The following is a 25,719-nucleotide window of genomic DNA, read 5'->3' as shown; positions in this document are numbered from 1 at the left end:
GCATGAAAATACTGGTGATCGGCCCGTCCTGGGTGGGCGACATGATGATGTCGCAAAGTCTCTATCGCACGCTCAAGGCGCGCTATCCCCAGGCGATAATCGACGTGATGGCACCGGCGTGGTGCCGTCCGCTGCTGTCGCGTATGCCTGAAGTCAACGAAGCCATCGCAATGCCGCTGGGACATGGCGCGCTGGAGATCGGCGAGCGCCGTAAGCTTGGTCATAGCCTGCGTGAGAAACGCTATGATCGCGCCTGGGTGCTGCCTAATTCGTTTAAATCCGCTCTGGTGCCATTTTTTGCTGGCATTCCCCATCGTACCGGCTGGCGTGGCGAGATGCGCTACGGCCTGCTAAACGATGCGCGCGTGTTGGATAAAGAAGCATGGCCGTTGATGGTCGAGCGCTATGTGGCTCTGGCCTATGATAAAGGCGTGATGCTGACGGCCAAAGATTTGCCGCAGCCTCTGCTATGGCCGCAGTTGCAGGTCAGCGAAGGTGAAAAATCACTGACCTGTAGTCAGTTTTCTCTTTCTGCCGAACGTCCGATCATCGGTTTTTGCCCAGGTGCGGAATTTGGTCCGGCGAAACGCTGGCCACATTATCACTATGCGGAACTGGCGAAACAATTGATCGATGAAGGTCATCAGATTGTGCTGTTTGGCTCGGCAAAAGACCACGAAGCCGGAAATGAGATCCTCGCTACGCTGAGCCTTGAACAGCAGGCCTGGTGCCGTAATCTGGCGGGTGAGACACAGCTGGAGCAGGCGGTCATTCTGCTCGCCGCCTGCAAAGCGGTTGTTACCAATGATTCTGGATTAATGCACGTTGCCGCCGCGTTGAATCGACCTCTGGTAGCATTGTATGGTCCAAGTAGTCCGGACTTTACCCCGCCGTTGTCGCACAAAGCGCGAGTCATCCGCCTGATTACGGGCTACCACAAGGTGCGTAAGGGCGATACAGCAGAAGGTTATCACCAGAGCCTGATCGACATCACTCCTCAGCGCGTACTGGAAGAACTGAATGACCTGTTGTTACAAGAGGAAGCCTGACGGATGCGGGTTCTGATCGTTAAAACATCGTCTATGGGCGATGTGCTGCATACGTTGCCCGCATTAACCGATGCGCAGCAGGCCATACCGGATATTCACTTTGACTGGGTGGTGGAAGAAGGGTTCGCTCAGATCCCCTCCTGGCATTCGGCCGTTGACCGCGTGATACCGGTGGCGATCCGCCGCTGGCGTAAAGCGTGGTTTTCCGCGCCGATTAAAGCCGAGCGTAAAGCGTTTCACGATGCCGTCCGTTTACAGCAGTATGACGCGATAATTGATGCCCAGGGGCTGGTAAAAAGCGCAGCGCTGGTTACCCGTCTGGCACACGGGGTCAAGCATGGTATGGACTGGAGCACCGCCCGTGAACCGCTAGCGAGCCTGTTTTATAATCGCAAGCACCATATTGCCAGACAACAGCACGCCGTAGAACGTACGCGTGAATTGTTCGCAAAAAGTCTGGGATATACCAAACCGCAATCGCAGGGTGATTACGCTATCGCTCAGCATTTTTTGACGGAAGTAAATGCTGATACAGCGCAGTATGCGGTGTTTCTGCATGCCACGACCCGTGATGATAAGCACTGGCCGGAAGCCAACTGGCGGGAGCTGATTGGCCTGTTAAACAATGCAGGCATACGCATTAAACTGCCCTGGGGAGCCGCACATGAAGAAGCGCGTGCCAAGCGACTGGCGGAAGGGTTTACTTATGTTGATGTCCTGCCACGGATGAGTCTGGAGGAGGTCGCCCGCGTTCTGGCGGGGGCCAAATTTGTAGTGTCGGTTGATACAGGCCTAAGCCATTTAACCGCCGCATTGGATCGCCCCAATATAACGCTGTATGGCCCAACGGATCCGGGACTGATTGGGGGATATGGGAAAAACCAATATACACAACAGAGCCATTCCGGAAAATTGCAGGATCTGGATGCTAGTTTAGTCAACGCATCGCTGGTTGATAATAATTTGCTTTAACTTTAAGAGATGAACCATGCTTCACCAACACATGTTTTCTCGCTTTATATATAGTATAAAAAATAATCCATTTGATTTTATATACTTCTTATTTTATGTCGGGATACTTGCTACACTCGGGATGGTGCTAGTCAATCCAGATGAAGCGCTGAAAATATTTATTTTTTCCACGGCTCTGTCTCTGCCTCTTATAGGTAAAAACTTAAAGCATGTATGCAGTAACAAAAAGAATCTGGTTTTGCCTTTTATGTTGCTACTCTTCGGTTTGCTGCAGATTATTTGGGTAGAAATATTTAAACAACCAGGCTCAGCCTTTACCGGAGCCTACCGCTCATATCAGAACGGTGGCAAAGTGATGCTGTTTGCCGCACTGGTGATGACCGCGCTAACATCGCGAGCACCGTGTGCCAATAAAACCCGCATAACCAGTATCTGGGTGATTCTTACGGCAATCGGTTTGTATCTTTTTGCGGGATATCAACTTGCCGGAGCAGCCGAACCTTTAAACTACCGCGTAGCACTTGGTTTTGAACACCAAACCGGCACAGCGTATGCGCTGACACTGATCGGCTTATTGGCGTCTCAGGCCATTATCAACCTGCGTATGAAACATACCGTTTCACTGTATCTGTTACATTTTTTGATCTCGCTGGCGGTTATCATTACCACGCAAACTCGGGCGGCGATTTTGGTATACCCGATCCTGAGCATCGGCCTGTTTCTCATACACCATCGCCACAACCGTGCCATGTTGTTTAAAGCATTATTGGGCTTCATGATACTGGTAGGTCTGGCGGCCATCCCTTTAAAGCCAGTACTTGAACATCGCTACCAGAATTTTATGCTGGATGTGCACTCTTACAGCCAGAACAATAGCAATACCTCTATTGGTGCGCGACTTGCGATGCAACGAGCAGGTATTGAGGCAGGGAAAGTACATCTCGGAGGGCAGTCACTTGAACAACGTGGTGCAGAAATTCAGCGACTTGCTGTAGAAGATAACTCGCTGCAAGGGGCAATTAAGTTCCTTGACGTCCATCTGCATAACGAAATCGTTGATACCTTTTCGCTGAAGGGCATCCCTGGTGTGATTGTGCTACTCTTGCTCTATACTGCCATGTTTTTAACAGCTTACTGGCAACGCAGTCCTCTGTTGTTCGTCATCTCAGGCGCTATCGCTATCTATGGCTTGAGTGATTTATTATTGTATGCCAAAGGTGAAGCCTTGAGCAGTGTGCTGGCGTTATGTGTAGCAGCAATGCTGAGCTCGAAATTCAACGAGAGAACAATGCCATGATTAACGCTTCAGGTTATTTGCTGAGCATAATTATACCTACTTATAACAATGCTGAACTCATCACAGCTACGTTGACATCGGTCCATCAGAGCATCACTGACGAGGTGGAGATAATAATTGTTAATGATGGTTCAACAGATTTAACGGAAGAGCGCATCAAGGCATTTTATCATGAGCATAACTGCAACAATGTAAAATATATAAGCCAGAAAAATCAAGGTGTTGCAATCACCCGCAACGTCGGATTGACCCAGGCAACGGGAAAGTATATTGGTTTTGTCGACAGCGATGACATTGTCTGTGCTGATTATTTCACTATCCTTCTCCCTAAACTTAGGGAGGGAAAATATGATATTGTGGAATTCAATTTAACTCGAAATATAAACAATCTGTATCAGAATAAACCTGGCGCAAAGAATACCCTGGCTCAACACGAAATTATTTTGGCTGATGATAACTATGCTCCCCTGTTGCCAACTTTTCGTGCCGGGCAATGGCATCTCATGACAAAAATTTTTCACCGCGACATTATTGGCAACGATCGATTCGAAGAACATCGTCGATATGAAGACATGATTTTTTGTCCCTTCCAATACTTTAAGTGTCATAACATATTAAAGATAGAGAATAAATTATATTACTATCGGGTAAATGAAAAAAGCATTACCGAAAATATTATTGATAGCGATGCGGACAGCATCTTCTTTGCTATGCGAAAAATGTATAACTATGTGAATGAAAATAACGAGAAACGTACCGTCGCCACATTAATGATCATCAATTGTTTTCTGGAAGGCCGCAAACTTTTACGCAAGAAAAAAGGCTACTATCGTTATAACGAAAGTATGTTGAATGACATTCAGAATGCGCTTGCGTGCTGCGATACAAAAATCGTTAAGAATAAAATAATCCTTAAGATGAAATACCCGCATATTGATCGTTCAATTTCTGAAATTAGATATAAGATACTATCCGCTTGCAAAAGTTTATTTTTTCGAAAGGGATTTTAACATGTTTGATAAAGTCGACCGTGTTCTTATTTGCAAGCTCAAATTCTATGGTGATGTTCTGTTAACAACACCTGTTATTGCCAGCATTCAGGCTCGTTATCCTCATGCTAAAATCGATCTGCTTCTTTATAAAGATACAAAATCAATTTTGGCAGCAAATGAAAGTATCAATAATTTTTATCTCATTGAGAAAAAGAAAGGCCTTTTAGATACAGTAAAAAATTATCTTTCAGTGCGTCAACAGCTGAAAAAAAATCACTATGACCTGATCATTAACCTAACCGAGCAATGGCCGATTGGCGCTCTTGTTGCCTCCTTACGTCGCCCCTCAATTGCATTTGAGCGTGATAAGAAACAATGGAACAATCTTTTTTCACGTGTTACACCGATGACTGGCACGCACATAGTTGAACAAAATCTATCCATTTTAAAGGGTATCGGGTTTAGCGAAGCAGATCTGAAAAAAGAGATGTCACTGCACTATCGCCAGGATGATTACCACCATTTGCTTTCCCAACTTCCGGCATTATCTTCACAAAAATATGTCGTTATTCAACCTACTGCCAGACAAGAATTTAAATGTTGGGATGATGATAAATTCGCCCATGTGATTGACCATCTGCATCAGCGTGGTCTGCATGTTTACCTCACCTGTGGGCCAGCACAAAGTGAGCAACAGCAAGTCCAGCGCATTGCTGAACTGTGTCAATCTGCCCCTGACCTGGCGCTGGCAGGCAAAACAACTTTCCTGCAGTTGGCTGCGTTAATCGACCATGCCGTTCTTTACATCGGGGTCGATTCTGCGCCTATGCATATGGCGGCAGCATTAGGAACACCTCAGGTCTGTCTGTTTGGCGCGACCAATTATCAGCAATGGAGACCATGGTCAGATAACGCCGTGTTGATTTGGGCTGGTGATTACCATCCAATGCCCTCCAGAGATGAACTCGACAGGTCAAAAAAATATTTAACATGGATACCGGAGCAAGCCGTGATTGACGCTATCGATAGGGTACTTCATGATAGTGGCAATGATAAAGGTAATGAGAAAGCATAAATGGACAACAAAAATAACGTTATTAATATTGCTTACTGCACAGATGCTAATTATCTGGAATATGTAGCAGTGTCCATTATGTCTGTCATAATGAACAACCCAGGACAAGACCTGTCATTTTTCGTTTTTGTCTATGACGTCTCGGACGACGAAATCAATAAACTGCGCTCAACCAGTGATAAAATTCAGGTTATCAATATTGATAAAGAGGAGATTGAAAAGTATAACAATGACTTTGCAATCAAACATCTGAACCGTTCGACCTATATGCGCCTTGCCGTTCCGCGCTTACTAAAAGATAAAGTTGAGTACTTTATCTATTTAGATGCCGATACTCTGTGTTTTGATAAACTCAATGATATTAACAGTATTGATATCAGTAACGTCATTTGCGCAGTCAGCCACGACTCGCTCGATATCCATGATACAAAAAATGCTAAACGCCTGGGTCTCAGTACAGGTCATTACTTCAATGCCGGTTTTTTGTATATTAATATCGCAAATTGGATTAAGTTCGACATCGAAAACAAAGCAAACACTGTACTATTTGAACAGGGAAAAAGTCTACCTTACTTTGATCAAGATGCTCTGAATATCGCAATGGATGGCAATGTCAAATTTATTGATAATCGATGGAATTTTTTGTTTAACTGGTTTAACGACCAACAAAAAGATAGCTTCTTCTATCAAAAAGATATCCTGCCACGCATTATCCATTTCACCGGTGGACGAAAGCCATGGTATAAAGAGCATACTGGGCTTTCACAGCAACTGTATCTTTTCTACCATCATTTCACACCCTGGCAGACCACAGAAATGCGCTCTTATGCCCCACGAATGAGGCCTACTGATTATCGGGTTTACTCACGTCAGGAAGCCAAAAGGGGAAATTACTGCGCTTCTATCAAATGGTATCTGAAATATCTCAAAACGAAATTGCGCTAAATAAAAAACTCCCTTTCGGGAGTTTTTTTACTTACTTTGTAACTTTGCACGTAAATAGCCGATATAGCTAATTACTGAAGCAACATATTTTCCTTGTAGCCTTTCATGCCGTGATTTCTTTTTATATTGCTTTGGTGTTCTGGCTGGTAACAAAGGAACATCAGCCCATGGAGAAGACTTCCACGCTTCAACAAAAAACTGTGCTGAAGGATAGTTAGCCCATGAATTCCATGGTTTGGTCACGCCGATATAGTGGATCAGAATAGTTTCAGGCGTTATATACTCTTTATACTTTGAAAGATCTTTGCTCTTAAGCTCTTGTTTAATACCATATATTGCATCATAAATTCGTGGTAAGAAAATAGTTTTTCCCAAAAACAGGATATTTAAAACATCCTGGTCAAGAAACGCAAATTTCTTAGTTTTATCTAACAGAGTAGAAAATGCTTTAGAGAAAAATTGTTGCTCCTTCCATTCCTTTAAATTAGCAAAAATAACCCCAGCATTAAAATATTGCTCATTAAACTCTGGAACATTAAGACGAGTAGCTGCATATGAACGACTATCATCAACATCCTGGATAACTGCAGCTACATGATGCTCAAATTTGATATTTGTTAAATCAATCAACGACCCCTTACATACCACATCGGCATCAATATAGAGCAAACTATCGATTTTTTCGCTAAGATATTCAAATGCAATAAATCTAAAATAAGTAGCATGAGACCAGGCATTTCCGCATGGCAAGACCTTTAGTCCTTCAGCATTCATTACATAGACAGTTATATTAGTAGCAAATTGCTTTGCTAGTTTTTCAAGCCGTTGCCGATAATCTAAATCAATATAATCAGTAAAAAGGTGGAAATGAATGCTGATATCTTGATTATGTAGTAAAACGGATGACATCGAAACTGCCGCTCCGAACATAAAATTCTGATCAACCCCCCATGCAATATTCAACTGAGGGGTATGATCTGTTGGAGCACCAAAGATCTCGATGGTATCCTTGATAGACTGATGACAATCAAAATTCATGTACTACACCTTTTTTATGCTATCTGAAAATTATCTGCACAACAAACTAGTGCGACCGTGCATTATGTAGTTTATTTTTTATATACATAACATGACTTAACACAGAACGAATATATTTCCGCTGCACTCTTTCATGTCGTGACTTACGTTTATACAACTTGGCTGTATTTGCATTTAACAGAGACTTTTCTGCCCATGCGGATTTCTGATATGCTTCAATAAAAAACTTAGCCACCGGGTATTTAGCCCATGAATGCCATGGTTTAGTGACGCCCACATAGTGAATTAATACCGTATCGTCGGTAATGAAATCCTGATAAATCTTATCGTTTTTATTTTTGAGTTCCTGATCGACCCCATAGATACAGTTAAAGTCTCTTCTCAGGAAAATAACATTGCCGACAAACAAAATATTGAGCACGTCCTGGTCGAAATAAAGTAATTCCTTTTGGCGTTTGTCTAATATAGAAAATGCTTTGGTTAACAACTGCTGCTCACGCCATACTTCGAGATTCGCAAATACAACACCCGAATTAAAATACCCCTTACTCAGTTCAGGGATACCGAGTCTGGTACCGGATTTAATTCGCACTTCATCAACATCATTAATGACAGCTGCATATTCCCCGCAGAAATTAATCTCAGTAAGTTCCCGTAGAGAACCTTTACAAATGACATCGGCATCCAGATACAGTACCGAGCTTAATTCGGTGCTTAAATATTCAAATGCAAAGTAACGATAGTACATTGCATAAGTCCAGGCTTTCGTGCTCGGCAGTTCACGAAAGGCCGCATTATCGAAAACAAGGACAGTCACTGTCGTACTGTACATTTGCGTTAGGCGTTTTATGCTTTCCAGATAGTCGTCATCGATATAGTCAGTGGCGATATAAAAATGGATATCAATATCAGGATTATTCACTAATACTGAGGTCATAGAAATGCCGGATCCAAACAAAAAATTACGATCGACACCATACGCAACGCTTAGTTTTTTACTCTTGCCATGCGTCGAGCTGTCGATGATATGTTTTTGAATGATCAACTTCTGGAAATCGATGTTCATAATAAAATAGCCTCAAACTTCATGTGTAATTTATAGCGCTTTTCTTATTGTTCTTTGTCTTATTTTTTGCGCTTTTGTGACAGCCTGTTCAAACAACCTGACTTCCTGACGAAAGATTTCACGTAATGGCATCGAAAAATAGACACGTAAAAAACGGTAGATATCTCTGGACGTTAGCCCAATCTCCAGTGAGGAGAAATAGAGCCCGATCAAATCCTTATCCCGCCAGCGGCGTGGTACCCGCTGACGTATTTGCGCACGATGCAGATCAATCACAGAGAGTTTGATCTCCGCAACATCTGCTGGCATCGGCTGTTGGAGCAGGAAATGGCAAATATAACAATCCCGATGATTTACTCCACCTCGATGCATTTTACCCACCATTTCCGCCACGCGGGTAATAATGGTCCGTTTTAATACAAAATCGGGCCGTTCAATTCCCCAGTTGGCGCAAAAATCTTCAAGGCTGATGGCAGGAGAAAGATCCTCAGTGATAATAAATGAGGTTCGCTCTAACGGATTCAGCCCTTTCTGTCCAAAAGCAACACCCGTCATTGTATCCACATTCAATGCTTGTAAACGGTGAATCGCCAGCCATTCCCGGTCCGCGCCAAGCACAGGCATGCGCAGAGAAATAAGGTTCTTCAACACTTCTTTAAGCGTGGTCCCATGATGATATTTAAGAAAGTAACCTTTTCCCATCATCTCAAAACGCAGGGTACGCCGTGTTTCCAGAGCGCGAAAAATCTCGCCATCCAGCTTAGTGACCTCTGTGAACGGGTCTTTTCCTTGCCATTGCGTGACAAATGGCTCTTTCAATTCAATCATTTTCGAGACCTAAAATGATATCTGCAGCTTTATCTGCCAGGCTGTAGAGATCTTCTGTATCAGCAAAATGTCGCGCATTTTCAGCCCAACGACTTCTCTGCTCATTATTTTGCAGCGCATCGAAAAGTGCTGTATTCAAATTTTCCTGCGCAAAAGGTTCAGGAATCACCACACCGCATTGGGCGGCAATGATATACCCTGCGTAGCCGCATACCTCAGTGGTTAATACTGGCAGCCCGGCAACTACGGCTTCTAGCAAGACGATACCAGCGGCTTCCTGAACTGCCGGGTGAAGCAATAAATCGGCAGCAGACATCAATTCAGCGACATCATCTCGCCCTGAGAAGAATTGAACTTGCTTTTCAATACCCAATTGGCGGGCCTGAGCACGATAACGATCGGCCTTATCCTGACCAACAACCATCAACTGAGTACGGTGACGTATAGTCTCAGGTAAAGAAGCCAACGCCTGTAAGCTTCTTGGCACACCTTTGCGTTTGAAATCAGAGCCGACCTGCAGAAGCAGGAACTGATCGAGAGCAATACCATTCTTTTCTCTGACAATCTGCCTGCTGTTTTCAGGTTGCAGGCTGTATTTTCTGTCTGGGTAGATACCTGGCGGCAGAATACGAAAACGCTGGCTCTCGGTATGATAATGCTGTTTGAAATCACCGATTTGCTTATCGGTTAACATCAAAAGCGTGGTACCAGAACCTTGTTGAAACGTCGCTTTTTCAAATGCAGAGTAGTGCCGATACCGACGCGTCAACTTATAGAAGAAGCCCTTCTCGCGAGCGACCTTTTCCGCATAACAAACGTCGGCAGCGTAATACACATCCAGCCCAGGCATTTTATTAAAACCAACGATACGATCGACGGGATGCTGGCTTAAATAATTTTGAACCCACTGATAATATTGCTCGTTTTTCCCATGGTTAGTTCTGGCTGTGACGGGTACGAGTATAATTTCCAGTCCTTCCGGACGTTCGCCCTGCCATGACTGGGTAAACACCTGGACATGATGACCTCGTGCAGCAACCGTGAGCGCTACTCGCAGAAAATCACGCTGTAACCCACCATAGGGGAAATACTTGTACAAACAAAAAGCAATATTCATGCATTAATATCCGCATCGCGTCGCCAGGCATAGCAGGTCTGATACATCCAAAGTTTACCGCCCATGTTTTCGAAATGTTTCTGCCGGCTAGCTACCTGAAATTGCGCAGTAGTATATCATTTATTATCACGCATTCCGAAACGAATATTTTTTGAACAGAATAAATAAATAAACTTTTAAAAACAAAAAGATATAAAATTAGTGCTTTCACCTTAAAACACACGCCGCACAAGACGTTAAGCCACGTCAGTACGATCATAAGCATTTTTAAAATAGCCGTAGGCTAAAACAGTGCCCGACGATTCCATCGTTTTGCTGCAACCTGGATAAAAATGATGGTAAAGCCATAGTTAAATACATAGAATCCCCAGCACATTCATAAGTTAGCTACCATTATGCTCGAATTGCTTTACACCGCCCTTTTCTACCTTATTCAGCCTTTGATCTGGATACGGCTTTGGGTGCGCGGACGTAAGGCTCCGGCCTACCGTAAACGCTGGGGTGAACGCTACGGTTTTTACCGCCGTCCGCTAAAACCAGACGGCATCATGCTTCACTCAGTTTCTGTGGGCGAAACGCTGGCAGCTATTCCATTAGTCCGCGCTCTGCGACATCGCTATCCCGACTTGCCGATCACGGTAACCACCATGACGCCAACCGGCTCTGAGCGCGTACAATCCGCTTTTGGTACTGACGTTCAGCACATTTATTTGCCATACGATTTACCGGATGCACTGAACCGTTTCCTGAATAAAGTTGACCCCAAGCTGGTGTTAATCATGGAAACCGAGCTGTGGCCAAATCTGATCGCGGCACTCCATAAGCGCGGTATTCCTCTGGTCATCGCCAACGCACGGCTTTCTGCGCGTTCAGCTGCTGGCTACGCAAAATTAGGCAAATTTGTTGGTAAGCTACTGCGTCGAATTACGTTGATTGCAGCACAGAACGAAGAAGATGGCGCTCGTTTTATTACGCTTGGCGCCAGAAGCAACCAGGTCACCGTCACCGGCAGCCTGAAGTTTGATATTTCCGTCACGCCACAGCTGGCCGCAAAAGCGATTACCTTGCGTCGTCAATGGGCACCTCATCGCCCGGTGTGGATTGCAACCAGCACGCACGATGGTGAAGAAAGCATTATCATTGCTGCCCATCAAGCGTTATTAAATCAGTTTCCTAATCTTTTATTGATCCTGGTTCCCAGACATCCGGAACGCTTCCCGGATGCCATTAACCTCGTACGTCAGGCTGGGCTAAGCTATACCACACGTTCTTCTGGCGAAGTTCCATCCTCAGATACTCAGGTCGTTATCGGCGACACCATGGGCGAGCTGATGTTGCTGTACGGCATTGCCGACCTTGCTTTTGTCGGTGGTTCACTGGTTGAACGTGGGGGACACAACCCACTGGAAGCCGCGGCACACGCTATTCCGGTGCTGATGGGGCCACATACCTTTAATTTTAAAGATATTTGCGCCCGTCTCGAACAGGCAAGCGGATTGATCACCGTCACCGACGCAACCACGCTGGTGAAAGAGGTCTCTTCTTTACTGACCGATGCCGATTATCGTAATTTTTATGGCCGTCATGCAGTTGAAGTCCTGTATCAAAATCAGGGCGCGCTACAGCGCCTGCTGCAACTGCTGGAACCTTATCTGCCACCCAAAACGCATTGAGGCAAATCATGCAAAAACGGGCGATTTATCCAGGAACCTTTGATCCCATAACTAACGGCCATCTTGATATCGTGACCCGTGCAACCAGCATGTTCGATCACGTGATCCTGGCGATTGCCGCAAGTCCCAGTAAAAAACCGATGTTTACCCTTGAAGAGCGCGTCGAGCTGGCGCAACAGGCAACGGCGCATCTCGGCAATGTGGAAGTTCTGGGATTCAGCGACTTAATGGCAAATTTTGCCCGTGATAATCAGGCTAACATTCTGATCCGAGGCCTGCGCGCGGTAGCAGATTTTGAGTATGAAATGCAGCTGGCCCATATGAACCGCCATTTAATGCCGCAACTGGAAAGCGTCTTTCTGATGCCGTCTAAAGAGTGGTCATTTATCTCATCGTCACTGGTGAAAGAAGTCGCCCGCCATCAGGGTGATGTGACACACTTTCTGCCGGAAAACGTCCATCAGGCGTTAATGAGTAAACTAAAGTAATGCGTCTTGCCGGATAAGACATAAAGTTTACCCGGCCAGCAACGAATGTTATTTCTGACAGCGACGGCAGTAGAACGTTGTGCGCTGGGCGTGTTTTGTCGCAATGATTGGCGCGCCACATACGCGACAGGGTTCACCTTCTCTCCCATAGACCTGCAACTCCTGGGCAAAATAGCCCGGCTTACCGTCGCTTTGCAGGAAGTCCTTCAGCGTCGTTCCACCCTGTTCAATCGAACGCAGTAAAACCGCCTTGATGACGCGCACCAGCAGTTCGTACTCATCCTGCGACAAAGATGACGCCAGGCGGTCAGGATGGATGCCAGCGGCAAACAGCGACTCGCTGGCATAGATATTACCGACCCCCACCACCAGCTTGTTATCCATCAGCCAGGGTTTAATCGCGGTTTTCTTCTTCGCGCATTTCTGCTGCAGATAACTGGCGTTGAAATCGTCGCTCAGTGGCTCAGGGCCAAGATGAGCGAGAACATTGTGTCCATCCAATTCGGGAGTCCACAACCAGGCGCCAAAACGGCGAGGATCGGTATAGCGCAGGACTTTGCCGTTACTCATCACTAAGTCAACGTGGTCATGCTTTTCTGCAGGAAGCTCTTCAGGAAGGATACGCAAACTCCCCGACATCCCCAGATGAATGATTACCCAACCATCCGGCAACTCCAGCAGCAGGTATTTAGCGCGCCGCTGTACGCTGAGGACAGGTTTATCACTCAGACGATAGATTTCCTCTGATACCGGCCAACGCAAACGACCGTTACGCACAGTCGCGTGCATAATCGTTGCCCCAACCAGATGCGGCTCAATACCGCGGCGGCTGGTTTCGACTTCAGGTAATTCAGGCATAGTATCTCCGGCGATGTATCAGGTCACATTAATATGGGGACGGCCAGAAAACAAAAAACCCCGCCGAAGCGAGGTTTTTTATTACATCAAAGCGAAAATTATTTGATTTTCGCTTCTTTGTAGAGAACGTGCTGACGGACAACTGGATCGAATTTTTTCAGTTCCAGTTTTTCCGGCTTAGTACGTTTGTTCTTCGTAGTGGTATAGAAGTGACCAGTACCAGCAGAAGAAACCAGCTTGATTTTCTCACGAATACCTTTAGCCATGATTTATTTCCTCTTAGTACTTAGTACTTTTCGCCACGGGCACGCAGTTCAGACAGAACTGTTTCGATGCCTTTCTTATCAATAACACGCATACCTTTAGCAGATACACGCAGGGTGACAAAACGCTTTTCGCTCTCAACCCAGAAACGGTGAGAGTGCAGGTTAGGCAGGAAACGGCGTTTAGTCGCGTTCAGTGCGTGGGAACGGTTGTTACCGGTCACCGGACGCTTGCCAGTAACTTGGCAGACTCGGGACATGTCTATTCTCCAAAAATCAAATTAGCTCGAGCTTCGTATGGGGTATCGGCGCCTCGTCAGGCTTTACAGCCCGGTCATCGCATAGTTCTAAGTGAACTCTCGATTGCCAGGCCCAAATGCCAAACCCGAGATTCTCAAAGGTGGCGTAGTATACGCTGACCCGGCGTTATGCTCAAGTCCCGAACAGACAAAGATCCCGATGGATCGCGTAAAGTGCGTTAAATCCAACCGCGTTCCGCAAAAGAAACGTACTCTCCGCGCCCAATGACCAGATGATCAAGCACCCGGATATCCATGAACTGACAGCATTTCACAACACGCTCGGTGATGAGTTTATCTGCTTTACTCGGCTCTGCACAACCCGAAGGGTGATTATGCGCAAGGATCACCGCTGACGCATTCATTTTTATCGCTTCACGCACAATTTCTCGTGGATGCACCTCAACATGGCTAAGCGTACCGGAAAAAAGTTTGCTGTGTTTAATCACGTGATGTTGAGAATCCATAAAGATCACCAGAAAGATCTCGCGTTCCTCTTGCGCGAGCTGACTTTGCAGAAATTCTCGCGCCATTTCCGGGCTAAGTAACGCGCGCTCTTCCATCACTCGCACGTTATGGTAGCGCCTTGCCAGTTCGGCAATCCCTTTAAGCTGCGCATACTTCGCCAGGCCAATACCGTGAACGTGGCTAAACGCCATATAGTCTGCTGATAACAGGCCATACAGCGAACCAAAATGCTGGATCAACTCTTTTGCCAGCGTCAGCACATCTTTACCCAGAATCCCGGTGCGTAAAAAAAGCGCCAGTAGCTCAACATCGCTAAGTGAACCAGCCCCCTGCGCCAATAGCTTTTCCCGGGGCATCATACGTCCTGTATTTTCCATGCCTCCCCCTCCTTTCTCGTCCGCATAGTGGCATAACGCCTGTCGCGAATCGACGCTCTGTTATCACTTCTTCGTAGCGGCTCGCAAACTGAAGCGCGGGCAAAAGCACGACTCATTGCGGATTGTGATAAAATATCCGCCTTCTGGTGAAACCCAACAGGAAAGATCATGATGAGCCTGGCCGGTAAAAAAATCGTACTTGGCGTCAGTGGCGGCATTGCTGCGTACAAAACCCCTGAACTGGTGCGTCGTTTGCGGGAACGCGGCGCTGACGTCCGCGTGGCGATGACCGAAGCGGCAAAAGCGTTTATTACTCCCCTGAGCTTACAAGCGGTTTCGGGTTATCCCGTTTCCGACAGCCTGCTTGACCCCGCGGCCGAAGCCGCGATGGGCCACATTGAGCTGGGGAAATGGGCCGACCTGGTTATCCTGGCCCCTGCTACGGCAGACCTGATTGCCCGCGTCGCCGCAGGTATGGCTAACGATTTGGTTTCAACGATCTGTCTGGCAACGCCTGCTCCTGTTGCTGTGCTGCCAGCCATGAACCAGCAGATGTACCGTGCTGCCGCGACCCAGCACAATCTGGGCATTCTTGCCTCGCGAGGTTTGCTCATTTGGGGCCCTGACAGCGGTAGCCAGGCATGTGGCGATGTCGGTCCTGGCCGCATGCTGGATCCGTTGACGATTGTCGATATGGCCGCAGAACATTTCTCGCCTGTCAACGATCTGCAACATCTCAACATCATGATTACGGCGGGCCCGACGCGTGAACCGCTGGATCCCGTGCGTTACATTTCCAATCACAGCTCCGGAAAAATGGGATTTGCGATCGCAGCCGCTGCCGCAAAACGCGGGGCAAACGTCACGCTGGTGTCGGGACCTGTTTCGTTACCCACACCGCCATTTGTGCAGCGCATTGATGTGATGACCGCACTGGAGATGGAAGCCGCCGTGCAATCTGCGGTGCAACAACAGCATATTTTTATCGGCTGCGCCGCAGTCGCTGATTATCGCGCCGAGACCGTCGCCCCCGAAAAAATCAAAAAACAGGCGACGCAGGGTGATGAATTAACAGTAAAAATGGTCAAAAACCCGGATATTATCGCCGGTGTTGCCGCACTGGATGCTAATCGTCCTTTTGTCGTTGGGTTTGCCGCCGAAACAAATAATGTGGAAGAATATGCCCGGCAAAAACGCATCCGCAAAAACCTTGATGTGATCTGTGCGAACGACGTTTCGTTATCAAATCAAGGATTTAACAGCGACAGCAACGCATTACACCTTTTTTGGCAGGATGGAGATAAAGTCTTACCGCTTGAGCGTAAAGAACTCCTGGGCCAATTATTACTCGACGAGATCGTGACCCGTTATGATGAAAAAAATCGACGTTAAGATTCTGGACCCGCGCGTAGGGCAACAATTTCCGCTCCCGACGTACGCCACTTCTGGCTCTGCCGGACTTGACCTGCGTGCTTGTCTTGATGACGCCGTAGAGCTGGCGCCGGGTGCAACCACGCTGGTGCCAACCGGGTTAGCCATCCATATTGCCGATCCCTCTCTGGCGGCAGTGATGTTGCCACGTTCCGGGCTGGGTCATAAGCACGGCATCGTACTGGGCAACCTGGTCGGTCTGATTGATTCCGACTATCAAGGACAATTGATGGTGTCTATCTGGAACCGTGGTCAGGACAGCTTCACGATTGAACCGGGCGAACGTATCGCACAGATGGTATTTGTACCGGTCGTGCAGGCTGAATTTAATCTGGTGGAAGAGTTTGAAGCCACCGATCGTGGCGAAGGTGGCTTCGGCCATTCCGGGCGCAAGTAACCCGCAGAAAAGTATCCCACAGCGTAATAACGCAATAACACACCGCAAACAGCCGTTTGCGGTCGCTGTGTGGATGCCTGCCTGGCAAGAGCTTATTTTCAGGGGTATTTTGTAACATGGTAGAAAAGCAAACTGCGAAAAGGAATCGTCGCGAAGAAATACTTCAGTCTCTGGCACTGATGCTTGAGTCCAGCGATGGAAGCCAACGCATCACGACAGCGAAACTGGCAGCCTCTGTAGGCGTTTCCGAAGCGGCCTTATATCGCCATTTTCCCAGCAAGACCCGCATGTTCGATAGTCTGATTGAGTTTATCGAAGATAGTCTGATTACCCGTATCAATTTGATCTTAAAAGACGAAAAGGACACCAGCGCACGTCTGCGTCTGATCGTTCTGCTGATTTTAGGCTTCGGTGAACGTAACCCCGGTCTGACGCGCATTCTGACCGGGCATGCGCTCATGTTTGAACAGGATCGTCTGCAAGGCCGCATTAACCAGCTTTTCGAACGTATTGAGGCCCAGTTGCGCCAGGTTCTGCGCGAAAAAAGAATGCGTGAAGGTGAAGGTTACACCGTGGATGAAACGCTGCTGGCCAGCCAGTTACTGGCTTTCTGCGAAGGTATGTTGTCCCGGTTTGTACGTAGCGAATTTAAATATCGTCCAACGGATGATTTTGACACCCGCTGGCCGCTGGTTGCTGCTCAATTGCAGTAGCGGCTTCGTTTTGTCCGGCCTACGTAACCCGTAGGCCGGATACGCGCAGCGGCATCTACAGTTCTTATACGCCGTATGCTTCGCGATACGCCCGCACTGCTACCAGGTGTTCTGCCATTTCAGGCTTCTCTTCCAGATACGCAATCAGGTCTTTCAGGGTAATGATAGAAATCACCTTGCAACCATAATCACGCTCTACTTCCTGAATCGCCGAAATCTCGCCCCGACCACGCTCCTGACGATCGAGAGAAATCAATACCCCAGCAAGCGTAGCGCCATTAGCCTGAATAATCTCCATCGACTCACGAATAGCCGTACCTGCGGTGATAACATCATCTACCAGCATGACACGCCCCTCAAGTGCGCTACCTACCAGATTACCGCCTTCGCCATGGGTTTTCGCCTCTTTGCGGTTAAAGCAGTACGGCATATCTTTATCGTGGTGTTCCGCAAGTGCTACAGCCGTAGTAGTCGCAATCGGAATACCTTTGTACGCAGGGCCAAACAGCAGATCGAACTCGATGCCGGAATCCACCAGCGCTTCGGCATAAAAACGGCCTAACAGTGCCAGATCGCGCCCGGTATTAAACAGCCCGGCGTTGAAGAAATAGGGGCTTTTGCGCCCGGATTTCAGCGTAAATTCGCCAAACTTTAGTACCTGCTTGCTAAGCGCAAACTCAATAAACTGGCGCTGATACGGTTTCATGGATTCGCTCCTCATCTCACTTTATTACAGACAAAAAAAAGGCGACTCTTCAGTCGCCTTTAAAATCAATTTTCTAACGCCGCCTTCTGCGTCGCTACAATGGATTCGATTCCCCCTCGGGCCAAGGCCAGTAGGGTGAGAAGTTCTTCATGGCTGAACGGCTCACCTTCCGCCGTGCCCTGCACTTCAATAATTCGACCGTCTTCAGTCATCACCACGTTCATGTCAGTTTCTGCCGCTGAATCCTCAACGTACTCCAGATCACAGAGCGCTTCACCATTGACAATCCCCACGGAAACCGCGGCAACCATCCCTTTCATCGGGTTAGTTTTCAGCTTACCGCTCGCCACCAGCTTGTTCAGCGCATCAGCCAACGCAACGCATGCGCCAGTAATCGATGCAGTACGCGTACCGCCATCTGCCTGAATAACATCACAGTCCAGCGTAATAGTGAATTCACCGAGCGTCTTCAGGTCAACGGCGGCGCGCAGCGCACGAGCGATCAGGCGCTGGATTTCCATGGTACGGCCGCCCTGCTTACCTTTCGCCGCTTCACGGGCGTTACGGGTGTGCGTGGCGCGTGGCAGCATGCCATATTCTGCGGTGATCCAGCCCTGGCCCTGACCTTTCAGAAAACGTGGGACGCCTTCATCAATAGAAGCGGTACACAGCACTTTGGTATCACCAAATTCGACCAGCACGGAGCCTTCAGCGTGTTTTGTATAATTACGGGTCAGGGTAACGGGACGCACCTGATTGGCACTACGACCTGCTGGACGCATGATAAAATCTCCGGCTTGAAACGAATGTGGCTGCGCATTATACGGACTTCCGACGGTTATTCCTATCCTGACAAGACGTGGATGGCTATAATCCTCCCATCTCATCTTTAAAAACAGGAACGTCTATGATCCGCAGCATGACCGCCTACGCCCGGCGTGAAATCAAGGGTGAATGGGGTAGCGCAACCTGGGAAATGCGCTCGGTAAACCAGCGTTATCTGGAAACTTATTTTCGCCTGCCGGAACAGTTCCGTAGTCTCGAACCCGTGGTTCGCGAACGCATTCGCTCGCGTCTGACGCGCGGTAAAATCGAATGTACACTGCGTTTTGAGCCGGATGCCAGCGCGCAAGGCGAGCTGATCCTGAATGAAAAGCTCGCTAAACAGCTCGTGAGCGCTGCTAACTGGGTCAAAATGCAGAGTGATGAAGGTGAAATTAATCCGGTTGATATCCTTCGTTGGCCAGGGGTAATGGCAGCGCAGGAGCAAGACCTGGATGCCATCGCCGCCGAAATCCTCGCTGCGCTTGACGGTACGCTGGATGACTTTATCGTTGCGCGTGAAACCGAAGGTCAGGCGCTGAAAGCGTTGATCGAGCAGCGTCTGGAAGGCGTCAGCGCTGAAGTGACGAAGGTACGTGCGCACATGCCGGAAATTCTGCAATGGCAGCGCGAGCGTCTGGTAGCCAAACTGGAAGACGCACAGGTGCAACTGGAAAATAACCGTCTTGAGCAAGAGCTGGTGCTGATGGCACAGCGTATCGATGTGGCTGAAGAACTGGATCGCCTGGAAGCTCACGTCAAAGAAACCTACAACATTCTGAAGAAAAAAGAGGCGGTTGGCCGTCGTCTGGACTTCATGATGCAGGAATTCAACCGTGAGTCGAACACCCTGGCATCCAAGTCTATCAATGCTGAGGTGACTAACTCCGCAATTGAACTGAAAGTTTTGATCGAGCAAATGCGCGAGCAGATTCAGAACATCGAGTAAGCCATTACTCAACGTAGCCCGCCAGTAAACGGCGGGACTACGTATTTTTCCCGGCGTTTCGCTTCCGCTCCTTTACTTCGAATTACATTTTCTCATCGTTTATTATCATCCACCACATTTTAAACAGCATGCCATAACGCATTTCTGACATATTCACATTAGCTGTAGTTATTAAAATCGTTTCACCTTAGAAAATCTCAATCGTGACAATGCGCACAAATCGATAACCTTAGCCCCCAGCACATCAGGGGGAATACATGCTGTTACACGTTTTATATTTAATTGGTATTACTGCCGAAGCCATGACAGGCGCGCTTGCGGCGGGGCGTCGCCGTATGGATACATTTGGCGTTATTATTATTGCCACTGCGACCGCCATCGGCGGTGGTTCGGTACGCGACATTCTTCTCGGCCACTATCCGCTTGGCTGGGTAAAGCATCCTGAATACGTCATTATCGTGGCGGCCGCTGCGGTACTCACCACCATTATTGCCCCTGTCATGCCCTACCTGCGTAAAATATTCCTTGTACTGGATGCGCTGGGCCTGGTGGTCTTTTCTATTATTGGCGCACAGGTGGCACTGGATATGGGCCACGGGCCGATTATCGCCGTGGTCGCTGCGGTCACTACCGGCGTCTTCGGTGGCGTGTTACGCGACATGTTCTGCAAACGCATTCCATTAGTGTTCCAGAAAGAACTGTATGCTGGAGTTTCTTTTGCCGCTGCCGTGCTTTACATCGTGCTGCAACATTACGTCTCCAGCCACGATGTGGTGGTTATCTCTACCCTACTCTTCGGCTTTACCGCCCGGTTACTGGCGCTGCGCCTGAAGTTGGGCCTGCCAGTATTTTATTATCGCCATGAAGGTCATTAAGGCATAAAGCCCGTAATACGCTGAGCAGCCAGCCAGTTGCTCAGCGCTATGACCTCCCTGGTCTCCAGCCACTGAATGATCTGTCGTGCCCGGCGGTCCCCCATTAAAGGGAGCTGCCGCCAGCTTTGCTCATCACGGTCCTGCAATTGTTGCCACGAAGCATCCCGACTGGCATTCAGGGTTGCCTGTGTTAACGGTATTCCCATGGCAAGAACCCAACGTGTGAACGGAAGATGGCGCGACAGGTTGAACTGATGCCACATCTTCTCCCCTTTGCTTACGCCTAATGTGGACTGGAGCTGCTCCTGAGTTAATCCGAGCCAGGAAAAGATATGTTCAAAGTGATACGCCTGATGAAGGTCACGCCATCCCGCTTCACCAATACCTTCTAATTCCAGCACTTCTTTCGCGCCCAGCCAAACCAGTCTGGCAATAAACTGCTCATAACACGCCGGCGTGGCATAAAAGCAGGTCATTGAATTGAAGCGCCCCTCAGGCGGCGCTGGCTTAGTGCGCTGAGTGCTGCGCCAGACCACTTCGTCGATACGAGGGATCCCCTGTCCGGCCAGGCTTATCAGGATCCGATCTCCAGGCGCGATATCCCATTCATTCCAGCGACGTACAGAGCCAATATTCACGCGTTGCACGCGCTTATCATCCAGCATGACGGGTGCCAGCAGCGCGACTACGGCAATTTTCCCACTTTTACCGACTGAAAACTGAATATCTGTGACCTCGGATACCTGAGCCACGGGCGGATATTTCCACGCCGCCAGCCAGTCTCCCTGCCCGGGTAACCAGTATCGCGCTTGCGGTTCTTTCCCCGATCGCACCACGACGCCATCCGTCACAAAAGGGAGTGCCGAAGTCCACCATCGGGCACGGGCATGCTCGACATCGTCCGCATTTTTCACGGGCTGGGTATAGCGTTGCGTGAAACTGAACCCGGCAGAAGTGAGTTGTTCCAGCCTTTCCGACATGACCGCCGGACCATCAGGCCAGGCCCAGATAAAAATAGCCAATGAGCGTAACAATTCCGGGTTGCTCTGGCGCATCATCATTCCAGCGACCTTTGAACGTGCGTTCATTCCCCCGCTCTGTTGCTGGATATGCCCTTCCTGCTGTAAAAAAATCTCGCCCTGCAACGTACTGTTCGCCAGCAGACCTTTGGTTGTGTGTGGTACGGAAGGGATCTGAAGAATCTTTTGCGTCCAGTCTTCACCTTTCAGGCCATTACCTCGGCTAATCGCTCTTACCAGATTGCCATTGCGATAGACCAGCGTTACCGCCACGCCGTCGACCTTTGGTTGTACCCAGAGATCGCTGCGCACACGCATCCATTGCTGTAACGCTTGCTTATCTGCCAGCTTACGGACCCCCGTGTGAGGCACTGGATGCGGGACTGTGCCACTTATTGGAGGCGCAGACAGATCTGGTGGAGCATCATCGCCAAAACAGCGCTGCCATTGGATGAGTTGCGCACTGAGCTGGTCATAAACGCCGTCATCAACGGCGCTGACACCCTGTTTCCAGTAACTGTCATTCCACCGTGTTATCTGCTGCTGTAATCGTGAAATTTCCTCGCCTGCCCGGGCTGGAGACCAGACCGGGCATACCGCCCAGACAGGCAAATTCCAGACCAGTAAAACTATGCCAAGGCATTTCCATCGCCTCATATTGCCTCCGTTAACCAATGTGCTTCCCGGCAGGTATAGCGCGGAGTGCAACCGAAACAGAGCGACAAAAATTCATCCTGCGAGCAGCCTTCCTGACATTTTGACGTATTGCTGCAAATTGCCGGTAAAACGGGAAACGGGTACGCAAAACGCAATAAACATGCGCAAAAAGTGTGACAAAGGCTACGTCACATAGCGGCTACGTGTATAATAAGCCCGTATGTAGGCTCTCTTTCGACAATCACATACATTAAGATACTCATGGCTCAAGGCACGCTTTATATTGTTTCTGCCCCCAGTGGCGCGGGTAAATCCAGCCTGATTCAGGCTTTATTAAAGACCCAACCGTTGTATGACACCCAGGTTTCTGTTTCGCACACCACGCGCGCACCGCGCCCGGGGGAAGTGCACGGTGAACACTATTTCTTTGTGAACCATGACGAATTCAGAGCCATGATTGGCAGAGACGCGTTCCTGGAACACGCTGAGGTTTTCGGTAATTACTACGGCACCTCGCGTGAGACCATTGAGCAAGTATTAGCATCCGGCGTAGACGTCTTTTTAGATATCGATTGGCAAGGTGCGCAGCAAATTCGTCAAAAAATGCCGCATGCGCGCAGTATTTTTATTTTGCCGCCATCTAAGATTGAGCTGGACCGCCGTCTTCGTGGTCGAGGTCAGGATAGCGAAGACGTGATCGCAAAACGTATGGCGCAAGCTGTTGCAGAAATGAGCCATTACGCCGAATATGATTATCTTATTGTGAACGATGATTTCGATACCGCCCTGGGCGATTTGAAAACCATCATTCGCGCCGAACGTCTGCGCATGAGCCGCCAAAAGCAGCGTCATGACGCTTTAATCAGCAAACTGTTGGCAGACTGAACCCACATTCAGTATCATGCCCAGTCATTTCTTCACCTGTGGAGCATTTTAAGTATGGCACGCGTAACTGTTCAGGACGCTGTAGAGAAAATTGGTAACCGTTTTGACCTGGTACTGGTCGCCGCGCGTCGCGCTCGTCAGATGCAGGTAGGCGGAAAGGATCCGCTCGTACCGGAAGAAAACGATAAAACTACCGTTATCGCGCTGCGCGAAATCGAAGAGGGTCTGATCAACAACCAGATCCTCGACGTGCGTGAGCGCCAGGAACAGCAAGAGCAGGAAGCCGCTGAATTACAAGCCGTTACCGCTATTGCTGAAGGTCGTCGTTAATCACAAAGCGGGTCGCCCTTGTATCTGTTTGAAAGCCTGAATCAGCTGATTCAAAACTACCTGCCGGAAGACCAGATTAAGCGTCTTCGGCAGGCGTATCTCGTTGCACGTGACGCTCACGAGGGCCAGACACGTTCAAGCGGTGAACCTTATATCACGCACCCCGTAGCGGTAGCCTGCATTCTGGCCGAGATGAAACTCGACTACGAAACGCTGATGGCTGCGCTGCTACATGACGTGATTGAAGATACCCCAGCCACCTACCAGGACATGGAACAGCTTTTTGGTAAAAGCGTTGCAGAGCTGGTAGAAGGGGTATCTAAGCTTGATAAGCTTAAGTTTCGCGATAAGAAAGAGGCGCAAGCTGAAAACTTTCGCAAGATGATTATGGCGATGGTGCAGGATATCCGCGTCATTCTCATCAAACTTGCCGACCGTACCCACAATATGCGCACGCTGGGCTCATTACGCCCCGATAAGCGCCGCCGCATCGCCCGTGAAACCCTCGAAATCTACAGTCCGCTGGCGCACCGTTTAGGTATTCATCACATTAAGACCGAGCTGGAAGAGCTGGGTTTTGAAGCACTGTACCCGAACCGCTATCGCGTGATTAAAGAAGTGGTAAAAGCCGCCCGCGGCAACCGCAAAGAGATGATCCAAAAAATCCTCTCAGAAATCGAAGGGCGTTTGCAGGAAGCAGGCATTCCGTGTCGCGTAAGCGGTCGCGAGAAACACCTGTACTCTATCTACTGCAAAATGGTACTCAAAGAGCAGCGTTTTCACTCGATCATGGACATTTACGCTTTCCGCGTCATCGTTCATGACTCCGATACCTGCTATCGCGTACTCGGTCAGATGCACAGCCTGTACAAACCGCGTCCAGGCCGCGTGAAAGACTATATCGCCATTCCCAAAGCGAACGGATACCAGTCTTTGCATACCTCAATGATCGGCCCGCACGGCGTGCCTGTTGAAGTACAAATTCGTACCGAAGACATGGACCAGATGGCGGAGATGGGGTTCGCGGCACACTGGGCGTACAAAGAGCATGGCGAAACCAGCACCACGGCACAAATCCGCGCCCAACGCTGGATGCAAAGCCTGCTGGAACTGCAGCAAAGCGCCGGTAGCTCGTTTGAATTTATTGAAAGCGTTAAATCTGATCTCTTCCCGGATGAGATTTATGTTTTCACACCGGAAGGGCGCATTGTCGAGTTGCCTGCCGGTGCGACGCCTGTCGACTTCGCCTACGCCGTACATACCGATATCGGTCATGCCTGCGTTGGCGCACGTGTCGACAGACAGCCTTATCCGCTTTCCCAACCGCTGTTTAGCGGTCAGACCGTTGAAATCATTACTGCACCAGGCGCCCGGCCGAATGCGGCATGGCTCAACTTTGTCGTCAGCTCGAAAGCGCGTGCAAAAATTCGCCAACTGCTGAAAAACCTTAAGCGCGATGATTCCGTCAGTCTGGGGCGTCGACTGCTTAACCATGCCCTGGGTGGTAGCCGTAAACTGGCTGAAATCCCGCAGGAAAGTATCCAGCGTGAGCTTGAGCGTATGAAGCTCGCCACACTTGACGATCTGTTAGCGGAAATCGGTCTGGGCAACGCCATGAGCGTGGTGGTTGCGAAAAACCTTCAGCAGGGCGAAGCATCGGCGAACGTTCCTGCGCAATCTGGTCATGGTCATCTGCCGATCAAAGGCGCAGACGGCGTACTGATCACCTTTGCCAAATGCTGTCGTCCAATCCCTGGCGATCCGATCATTGCCCACGTCAGTCCGGGTAAAGGTCTGGTGATTCACCATGAGTCCTGCCGTAACATTCGTGGCTACCAGAAAGAGCCAGAGAAATTTATGGCGGTGGAATGGGATAAAGAGACAGAGCAGGAGTTCATCACCGAAATTAAGGTGGATATGTTTAACCACCAGGGTGCTCTGGCGAACCTGACGGCGGCAATCAACACGACGACCTCCAATATTCAAAGTCTGAATACTGAAGAGAAAGACGGCCGTGTTTATAGCGCCTTTATTCGCCTGACCGCTCGCGATCGCGTGCATCTGGCGAATATTATGCGCAAAATCCGCGTCATGCCGGACGTGATTAAAGTCACCCGCAACCGAAACTAG

Annotated in this window: 27 protein-coding genes; 16 read left to right on the top strand and 11 right to left on the bottom strand. The window is 48.7% G+C overall.

From position 1 onward, the window contains the following. Positions 1-2 precede the first annotated feature (2 nt). Genes rfaF through FDW92_RS20865 form a run of 6 tightly spaced genes read left to right on the top strand, consistent with a single transcriptional unit; the run spans position 3 to position 6,330 of the window. Entirely contained in the window at positions 3-1,049 is a 1,047-nt protein-coding gene (rfaF, locus tag FDW92_RS20890) for an ADP-heptose--LPS heptosyltransferase RfaF (RefSeq protein ID WP_042311587.1), read from the top strand. Between the two features lie 3 nt (positions 1,050-1,052). Continuing rightward, positions 1,053-2,021 (top strand): lipopolysaccharide heptosyltransferase RfaC, encoded by a 969-nt coding sequence (gene rfaC, locus FDW92_RS20885; protein WP_042311585.1) that lies wholly within the window; start codon positions 1,053-1,055, stop codon positions 2,019-2,021. A gap of 16 nt (positions 2,022-2,037) precedes the next feature. Continuing rightward, a complete protein-coding gene (locus tag FDW92_RS20880; protein WP_137400695.1) occupies positions 2,038-3,318 on the top strand; it encodes an O-antigen ligase family protein in 1,281 nt (426 codons plus the stop codon). Further along, positions 3,315-4,328, top strand: coding sequence for a glycosyltransferase family 2 protein (locus FDW92_RS20875; RefSeq protein ID WP_042311583.1), 1,014 nt, complete (start codon positions 3,315-3,317; stop codon positions 4,326-4,328). The genes FDW92_RS20880 and FDW92_RS20875 overlap by 4 nt, the downstream gene beginning before the upstream one ends. A gap of 1 nt (position 4,329) precedes the next feature. Next, positions 4,330-5,385: a lipopolysaccharide core heptosyltransferase RfaQ gene (gene rfaQ, locus FDW92_RS20870; RefSeq protein ID WP_042311581.1), complete on the top strand. Its 1,056-nt coding sequence runs from the start codon at positions 4,330-4,332 to the stop codon at positions 5,383-5,385. Beyond that, on the top strand, positions 5,386-6,330 hold the full coding sequence (locus tag FDW92_RS20865; RefSeq protein ID WP_042311579.1) for a glycosyltransferase: 945 nt from the start codon (positions 5,386-5,388) through the stop codon (positions 6,328-6,330). It abuts the gene before it with no gap. Between the two features lie 27 nt (positions 6,331-6,357). Here FDW92_RS20865 and FDW92_RS20860 read toward each other — a convergent pair whose 3' ends face one another. The 4 genes from FDW92_RS20860 to FDW92_RS20845 are packed head-to-tail and all read right to left on the bottom strand — an operon-like array spanning position 6,358 to position 10,379. Continuing rightward, positions 6,358-7,368: a glycosyltransferase gene (locus tag FDW92_RS20860; RefSeq protein ID WP_042311576.1), complete on the bottom strand. Its 1,011-nt coding sequence runs from the start codon at positions 7,366-7,368 to the stop codon at positions 6,358-6,360. Between the two features lie 46 nt (positions 7,369-7,414). After that, positions 7,415-8,434: a glycosyltransferase gene (locus FDW92_RS20855; RefSeq protein WP_042311575.1), complete on the bottom strand. Its 1,020-nt coding sequence runs from the start codon at positions 8,432-8,434 to the stop codon at positions 7,415-7,417. Positions 8,435-8,464: 30 nt separating this feature from the next. Continuing rightward, a complete protein-coding gene (gene rfaP, locus FDW92_RS20850; RefSeq protein WP_042311573.1) occupies positions 8,465-9,262 on the bottom strand; it encodes a lipopolysaccharide core heptose(I) kinase RfaP in 798 nt (265 codons plus the stop codon). Then, positions 9,255-10,379 (bottom strand): glycosyltransferase family 4 protein, encoded by a 1,125-nt coding sequence (locus tag FDW92_RS20845; RefSeq protein ID WP_042311572.1) that lies wholly within the window; start codon positions 10,377-10,379, stop codon positions 9,255-9,257. Before FDW92_RS20845 ends, rfaP begins: the two co-directional genes overlap by 8 nt. Before the next feature lie 395 nt (positions 10,380-10,774). Here FDW92_RS20845 and waaA point away from each other — a divergent pair, with 395 nt between their 5' ends. Continuing rightward, the gene (waaA, locus tag FDW92_RS20840; RefSeq protein ID WP_042311570.1) at positions 10,775-12,052 is read left to right on the top strand and encodes a lipid IV(A) 3-deoxy-D-manno-octulosonic acid transferase; all 1,278 of its coding nucleotides are present in this window, start codon (positions 10,775-10,777) and stop codon (positions 12,050-12,052) included. Between the two features lie 8 nt (positions 12,053-12,060). Then, on the top strand, positions 12,061-12,540 hold the full coding sequence (gene coaD / locus FDW92_RS20835; RefSeq protein WP_003024099.1) for a pantetheine-phosphate adenylyltransferase: 480 nt from the start codon (positions 12,061-12,063) through the stop codon (positions 12,538-12,540). 48 nt (positions 12,541-12,588) lie between these two features. On the opposite strand, the gene mutM is transcribed toward coaD, so the two are convergent. From mutM to radC, 4 genes are all read right to left on the bottom strand, one after another. Beyond that, positions 12,589-13,398: a bifunctional DNA-formamidopyrimidine glycosylase/DNA-(apurinic or apyrimidinic site) lyase gene (gene mutM, locus FDW92_RS20830; protein WP_042311567.1), complete on the bottom strand. Its 810-nt coding sequence runs from the start codon at positions 13,396-13,398 to the stop codon at positions 12,589-12,591. A gap of 98 nt (positions 13,399-13,496) precedes the next feature. After that, positions 13,497-13,664, bottom strand: coding sequence for a 50S ribosomal protein L33 (gene rpmG, locus FDW92_RS20825; protein ID WP_003024094.1), 168 nt, complete (start codon positions 13,662-13,664; stop codon positions 13,497-13,499). 20 nt (positions 13,665-13,684) lie between these two features. After that, positions 13,685-13,921, bottom strand: coding sequence for a 50S ribosomal protein L28 (rpmB, locus tag FDW92_RS20820; RefSeq protein ID WP_003024071.1), 237 nt, complete (start codon positions 13,919-13,921; stop codon positions 13,685-13,687). A gap of 218 nt (positions 13,922-14,139) precedes the next feature. After that, positions 14,140-14,805, bottom strand: a complete 666-nt coding sequence (gene radC / locus FDW92_RS20815) for a DNA repair protein RadC (protein WP_042311565.1) — start codon at positions 14,803-14,805, stop codon at positions 14,140-14,142. Positions 14,806-14,976: 171 nt separating this feature from the next. Here radC and coaBC point away from each other — a divergent pair, with 171 nt between their 5' ends. From coaBC to slmA, 3 genes are all read left to right on the top strand, one after another. Continuing rightward, complete coding sequence (coaBC, locus tag FDW92_RS20810) at positions 14,977-16,197, top strand: bifunctional phosphopantothenoylcysteine decarboxylase/phosphopantothenate--cysteine ligase CoaBC (protein WP_094300993.1); 1,221 nt, start codon at positions 14,977-14,979, stop codon at positions 16,195-16,197. Then, positions 16,175-16,633, top strand: a complete 459-nt coding sequence (gene dut, locus FDW92_RS20805; protein WP_006687626.1) for a dUTP diphosphatase — start codon at positions 16,175-16,177, stop codon at positions 16,631-16,633. The genes coaBC and dut overlap by 23 nt, the downstream gene beginning before the upstream one ends. Before the next feature lie 116 nt (positions 16,634-16,749). Then, positions 16,750-17,346 carry a nucleoid occlusion factor SlmA gene (gene slmA, locus FDW92_RS20800; protein WP_003024060.1) on the top strand — a complete coding sequence of 199 codons (597 nt, stop codon included), beginning with the start codon at positions 16,750-16,752 and terminating at the stop codon, positions 17,344-17,346. A gap of 64 nt (positions 17,347-17,410) precedes the next feature. Here slmA and pyrE read toward each other — a convergent pair whose 3' ends face one another. Further along, entirely contained in the window at positions 17,411-18,052 is a 642-nt protein-coding gene (gene pyrE, locus FDW92_RS20795; protein WP_020996052.1) for an orotate phosphoribosyltransferase, read from the bottom strand. A 65-nt stretch (positions 18,053-18,117) separates the two neighbouring features. Further along, positions 18,118-18,834, bottom strand: a complete 717-nt coding sequence (rph, locus tag FDW92_RS20790) for a ribonuclease PH (RefSeq protein ID WP_003024054.1) — start codon at positions 18,832-18,834, stop codon at positions 18,118-18,120. Positions 18,835-18,959: 125 nt separating this feature from the next. Between rph and FDW92_RS20785 the strand changes: the two genes are divergently transcribed. Continuing rightward, positions 18,960-19,823, top strand: coding sequence for a YicC/YloC family endoribonuclease (locus tag FDW92_RS20785; protein WP_042311560.1), 864 nt, complete (start codon positions 18,960-18,962; stop codon positions 19,821-19,823). Positions 19,824-20,080: 257 nt separating this feature from the next. Continuing rightward, a complete protein-coding gene (locus FDW92_RS20780; protein WP_038635410.1) occupies positions 20,081-20,698 on the top strand; it encodes a trimeric intracellular cation channel family protein in 618 nt (205 codons plus the stop codon). Here the strand turns inward: FDW92_RS20780 and ligB are convergent. Further along, a complete protein-coding gene (gene ligB / locus FDW92_RS20775; protein ID WP_042311558.1) occupies positions 20,695-22,374 on the bottom strand; it encodes an NAD-dependent DNA ligase LigB in 1,680 nt (559 codons plus the stop codon). The genes FDW92_RS20780 and ligB overlap by 4 nt on opposite strands. 261 nt (positions 22,375-22,635) lie before the next feature. Here ligB and gmk point away from each other — a divergent pair, with 261 nt between their 5' ends. Genes gmk through spoT form a run of 3 tightly spaced genes read left to right on the top strand, consistent with a single transcriptional unit; the run spans position 22,636 to position 25,719 of the window. Further along, positions 22,636-23,259: a guanylate kinase gene (gene gmk / locus FDW92_RS20770; RefSeq protein WP_042311556.1), complete on the top strand. Its 624-nt coding sequence runs from the start codon at positions 22,636-22,638 to the stop codon at positions 23,257-23,259. A 54-nt stretch (positions 23,260-23,313) separates the two neighbouring features. Next, positions 23,314-23,589 carry a DNA-directed RNA polymerase subunit omega gene (gene rpoZ, locus FDW92_RS20765; RefSeq protein ID WP_000135058.1) on the top strand — a complete coding sequence of 92 codons (276 nt, stop codon included), beginning with the start codon at positions 23,314-23,316 and terminating at the stop codon, positions 23,587-23,589. Between the two features lie 18 nt (positions 23,590-23,607). After that, positions 23,608-25,719 carry a bifunctional GTP diphosphokinase/guanosine-3',5'-bis pyrophosphate 3'-pyrophosphohydrolase gene (gene spoT / locus FDW92_RS20760; RefSeq protein WP_137400694.1) on the top strand — a complete coding sequence of 704 codons (2,112 nt, stop codon included), beginning with the start codon at positions 23,608-23,610 and terminating at the stop codon, positions 25,717-25,719.

It is taken from the genome of Citrobacter sp. wls706 (genome assembly GCF_005281305.1).
GTDB classification, from domain to species: Bacteria; Pseudomonadota; Gammaproteobacteria; order Enterobacterales; family Enterobacteriaceae; genus Citrobacter; species Citrobacter werkmanii.
This window is presented reverse-complemented; position numbering and strand designations above follow the sequence as displayed.

Bases quoted from the DNA above. Each gene is read 5' to 3' on its own strand.
- pyrE (WP_020996052.1), bottom strand. From the start codon at position 18,052: ATGAAACCGTATCAGCGCCAGTTTATTGAGTTTGCGCTTAGCAAGCAG.
- rfaF (WP_042311587.1), top strand. From the start codon at position 3: ATGAAAATACTGGTGATCGGCCCGTCCTGGGTGGGCGACATGATGATG.
- FDW92_RS20785 (WP_042311560.1), top strand. From the start codon at position 18,960: ATGATCCGCAGCATGACCGCCTACGCCCGGCGTGAAATCAAGGGTGAA.
- rph (WP_003024054.1), bottom strand. From the start codon at position 18,834: ATGCGTCCAGCAGGTCGTAGTGCCAATCAGGTGCGTCCCGTTACCCTG.
- rfaQ (WP_042311581.1), top strand. From the start codon at position 4,330: ATGTTTGATAAAGTCGACCGTGTTCTTATTTGCAAGCTCAAATTCTAT.
- mutM (WP_042311567.1), bottom strand. From the start codon at position 13,398: ATGCCTGAATTACCTGAAGTCGAAACCAGCCGCCGCGGTATTGAGCCG.
- FDW92_RS20860 (WP_042311576.1), bottom strand. From the start codon at position 7,368: ATGAATTTTGATTGTCATCAGTCTATCAAGGATACCATCGAGATCTTT.
- slmA (WP_003024060.1), top strand. From the start codon at position 16,750: ATGGTAGAAAAGCAAACTGCGAAAAGGAATCGTCGCGAAGAAATACTT.
- rfaC (WP_042311585.1), top strand. From the start codon at position 1,053: ATGCGGGTTCTGATCGTTAAAACATCGTCTATGGGCGATGTGCTGCAT.
- rpmG (WP_003024094.1), bottom strand. From the start codon at position 13,664: ATGGCTAAAGGTATTCGTGAGAAAATCAAGCTGGTTTCTTCTGCTGGT.
- rpoZ (WP_000135058.1), top strand. From the start codon at position 23,314: ATGGCACGCGTAACTGTTCAGGACGCTGTAGAGAAAATTGGTAACCGT.
- FDW92_RS20780 (WP_038635410.1), top strand. From the start codon at position 20,081: ATGCTGTTACACGTTTTATATTTAATTGGTATTACTGCCGAAGCCATG.
- dut (WP_006687626.1), top strand. From the start codon at position 16,175: ATGATGAAAAAAATCGACGTTAAGATTCTGGACCCGCGCGTAGGGCAA.
- rfaP (WP_042311573.1), bottom strand. From the start codon at position 9,262: ATGATTGAATTGAAAGAGCCATTTGTCACGCAATGGCAAGGAAAAGAC.
- FDW92_RS20845 (WP_042311572.1), bottom strand. From the start codon at position 10,379: ATGAATATTGCTTTTTGTTTGTACAAGTATTTCCCCTATGGTGGGTTA.
- coaD (WP_003024099.1), top strand. From the start codon at position 12,061: ATGCAAAAACGGGCGATTTATCCAGGAACCTTTGATCCCATAACTAAC.
- radC (WP_042311565.1), bottom strand. From the start codon at position 14,805: ATGGAAAATACAGGACGTATGATGCCCCGGGAAAAGCTATTGGCGCAG.
- FDW92_RS20880 (WP_137400695.1), top strand. From the start codon at position 2,038: ATGCTTCACCAACACATGTTTTCTCGCTTTATATATAGTATAAAAAAT.
- waaA (WP_042311570.1), top strand. From the start codon at position 10,775: ATGCTCGAATTGCTTTACACCGCCCTTTTCTACCTTATTCAGCCTTTG.
- ligB (WP_042311558.1), bottom strand. From the start codon at position 22,374: ATGAGGCGATGGAAATGCCTTGGCATAGTTTTACTGGTCTGGAATTTG.
- FDW92_RS20855 (WP_042311575.1), bottom strand. From the start codon at position 8,434: ATGAACATCGATTTCCAGAAGTTGATCATTCAAAAACATATCATCGAC.
- rpmB (WP_003024071.1), bottom strand. From the start codon at position 13,921: ATGTCCCGAGTCTGCCAAGTTACTGGCAAGCGTCCGGTGACCGGTAAC.
- FDW92_RS20875 (WP_042311583.1), top strand. From the start codon at position 3,315: ATGATTAACGCTTCAGGTTATTTGCTGAGCATAATTATACCTACTTAT.
- FDW92_RS20865 (WP_042311579.1), top strand. From the start codon at position 5,386: ATGGACAACAAAAATAACGTTATTAATATTGCTTACTGCACAGATGCT.
- gmk (WP_042311556.1), top strand. From the start codon at position 22,636: ATGGCTCAAGGCACGCTTTATATTGTTTCTGCCCCCAGTGGCGCGGGT.
- coaBC (WP_094300993.1), top strand. From the start codon at position 14,977: ATGAGCCTGGCCGGTAAAAAAATCGTACTTGGCGTCAGTGGCGGCATT.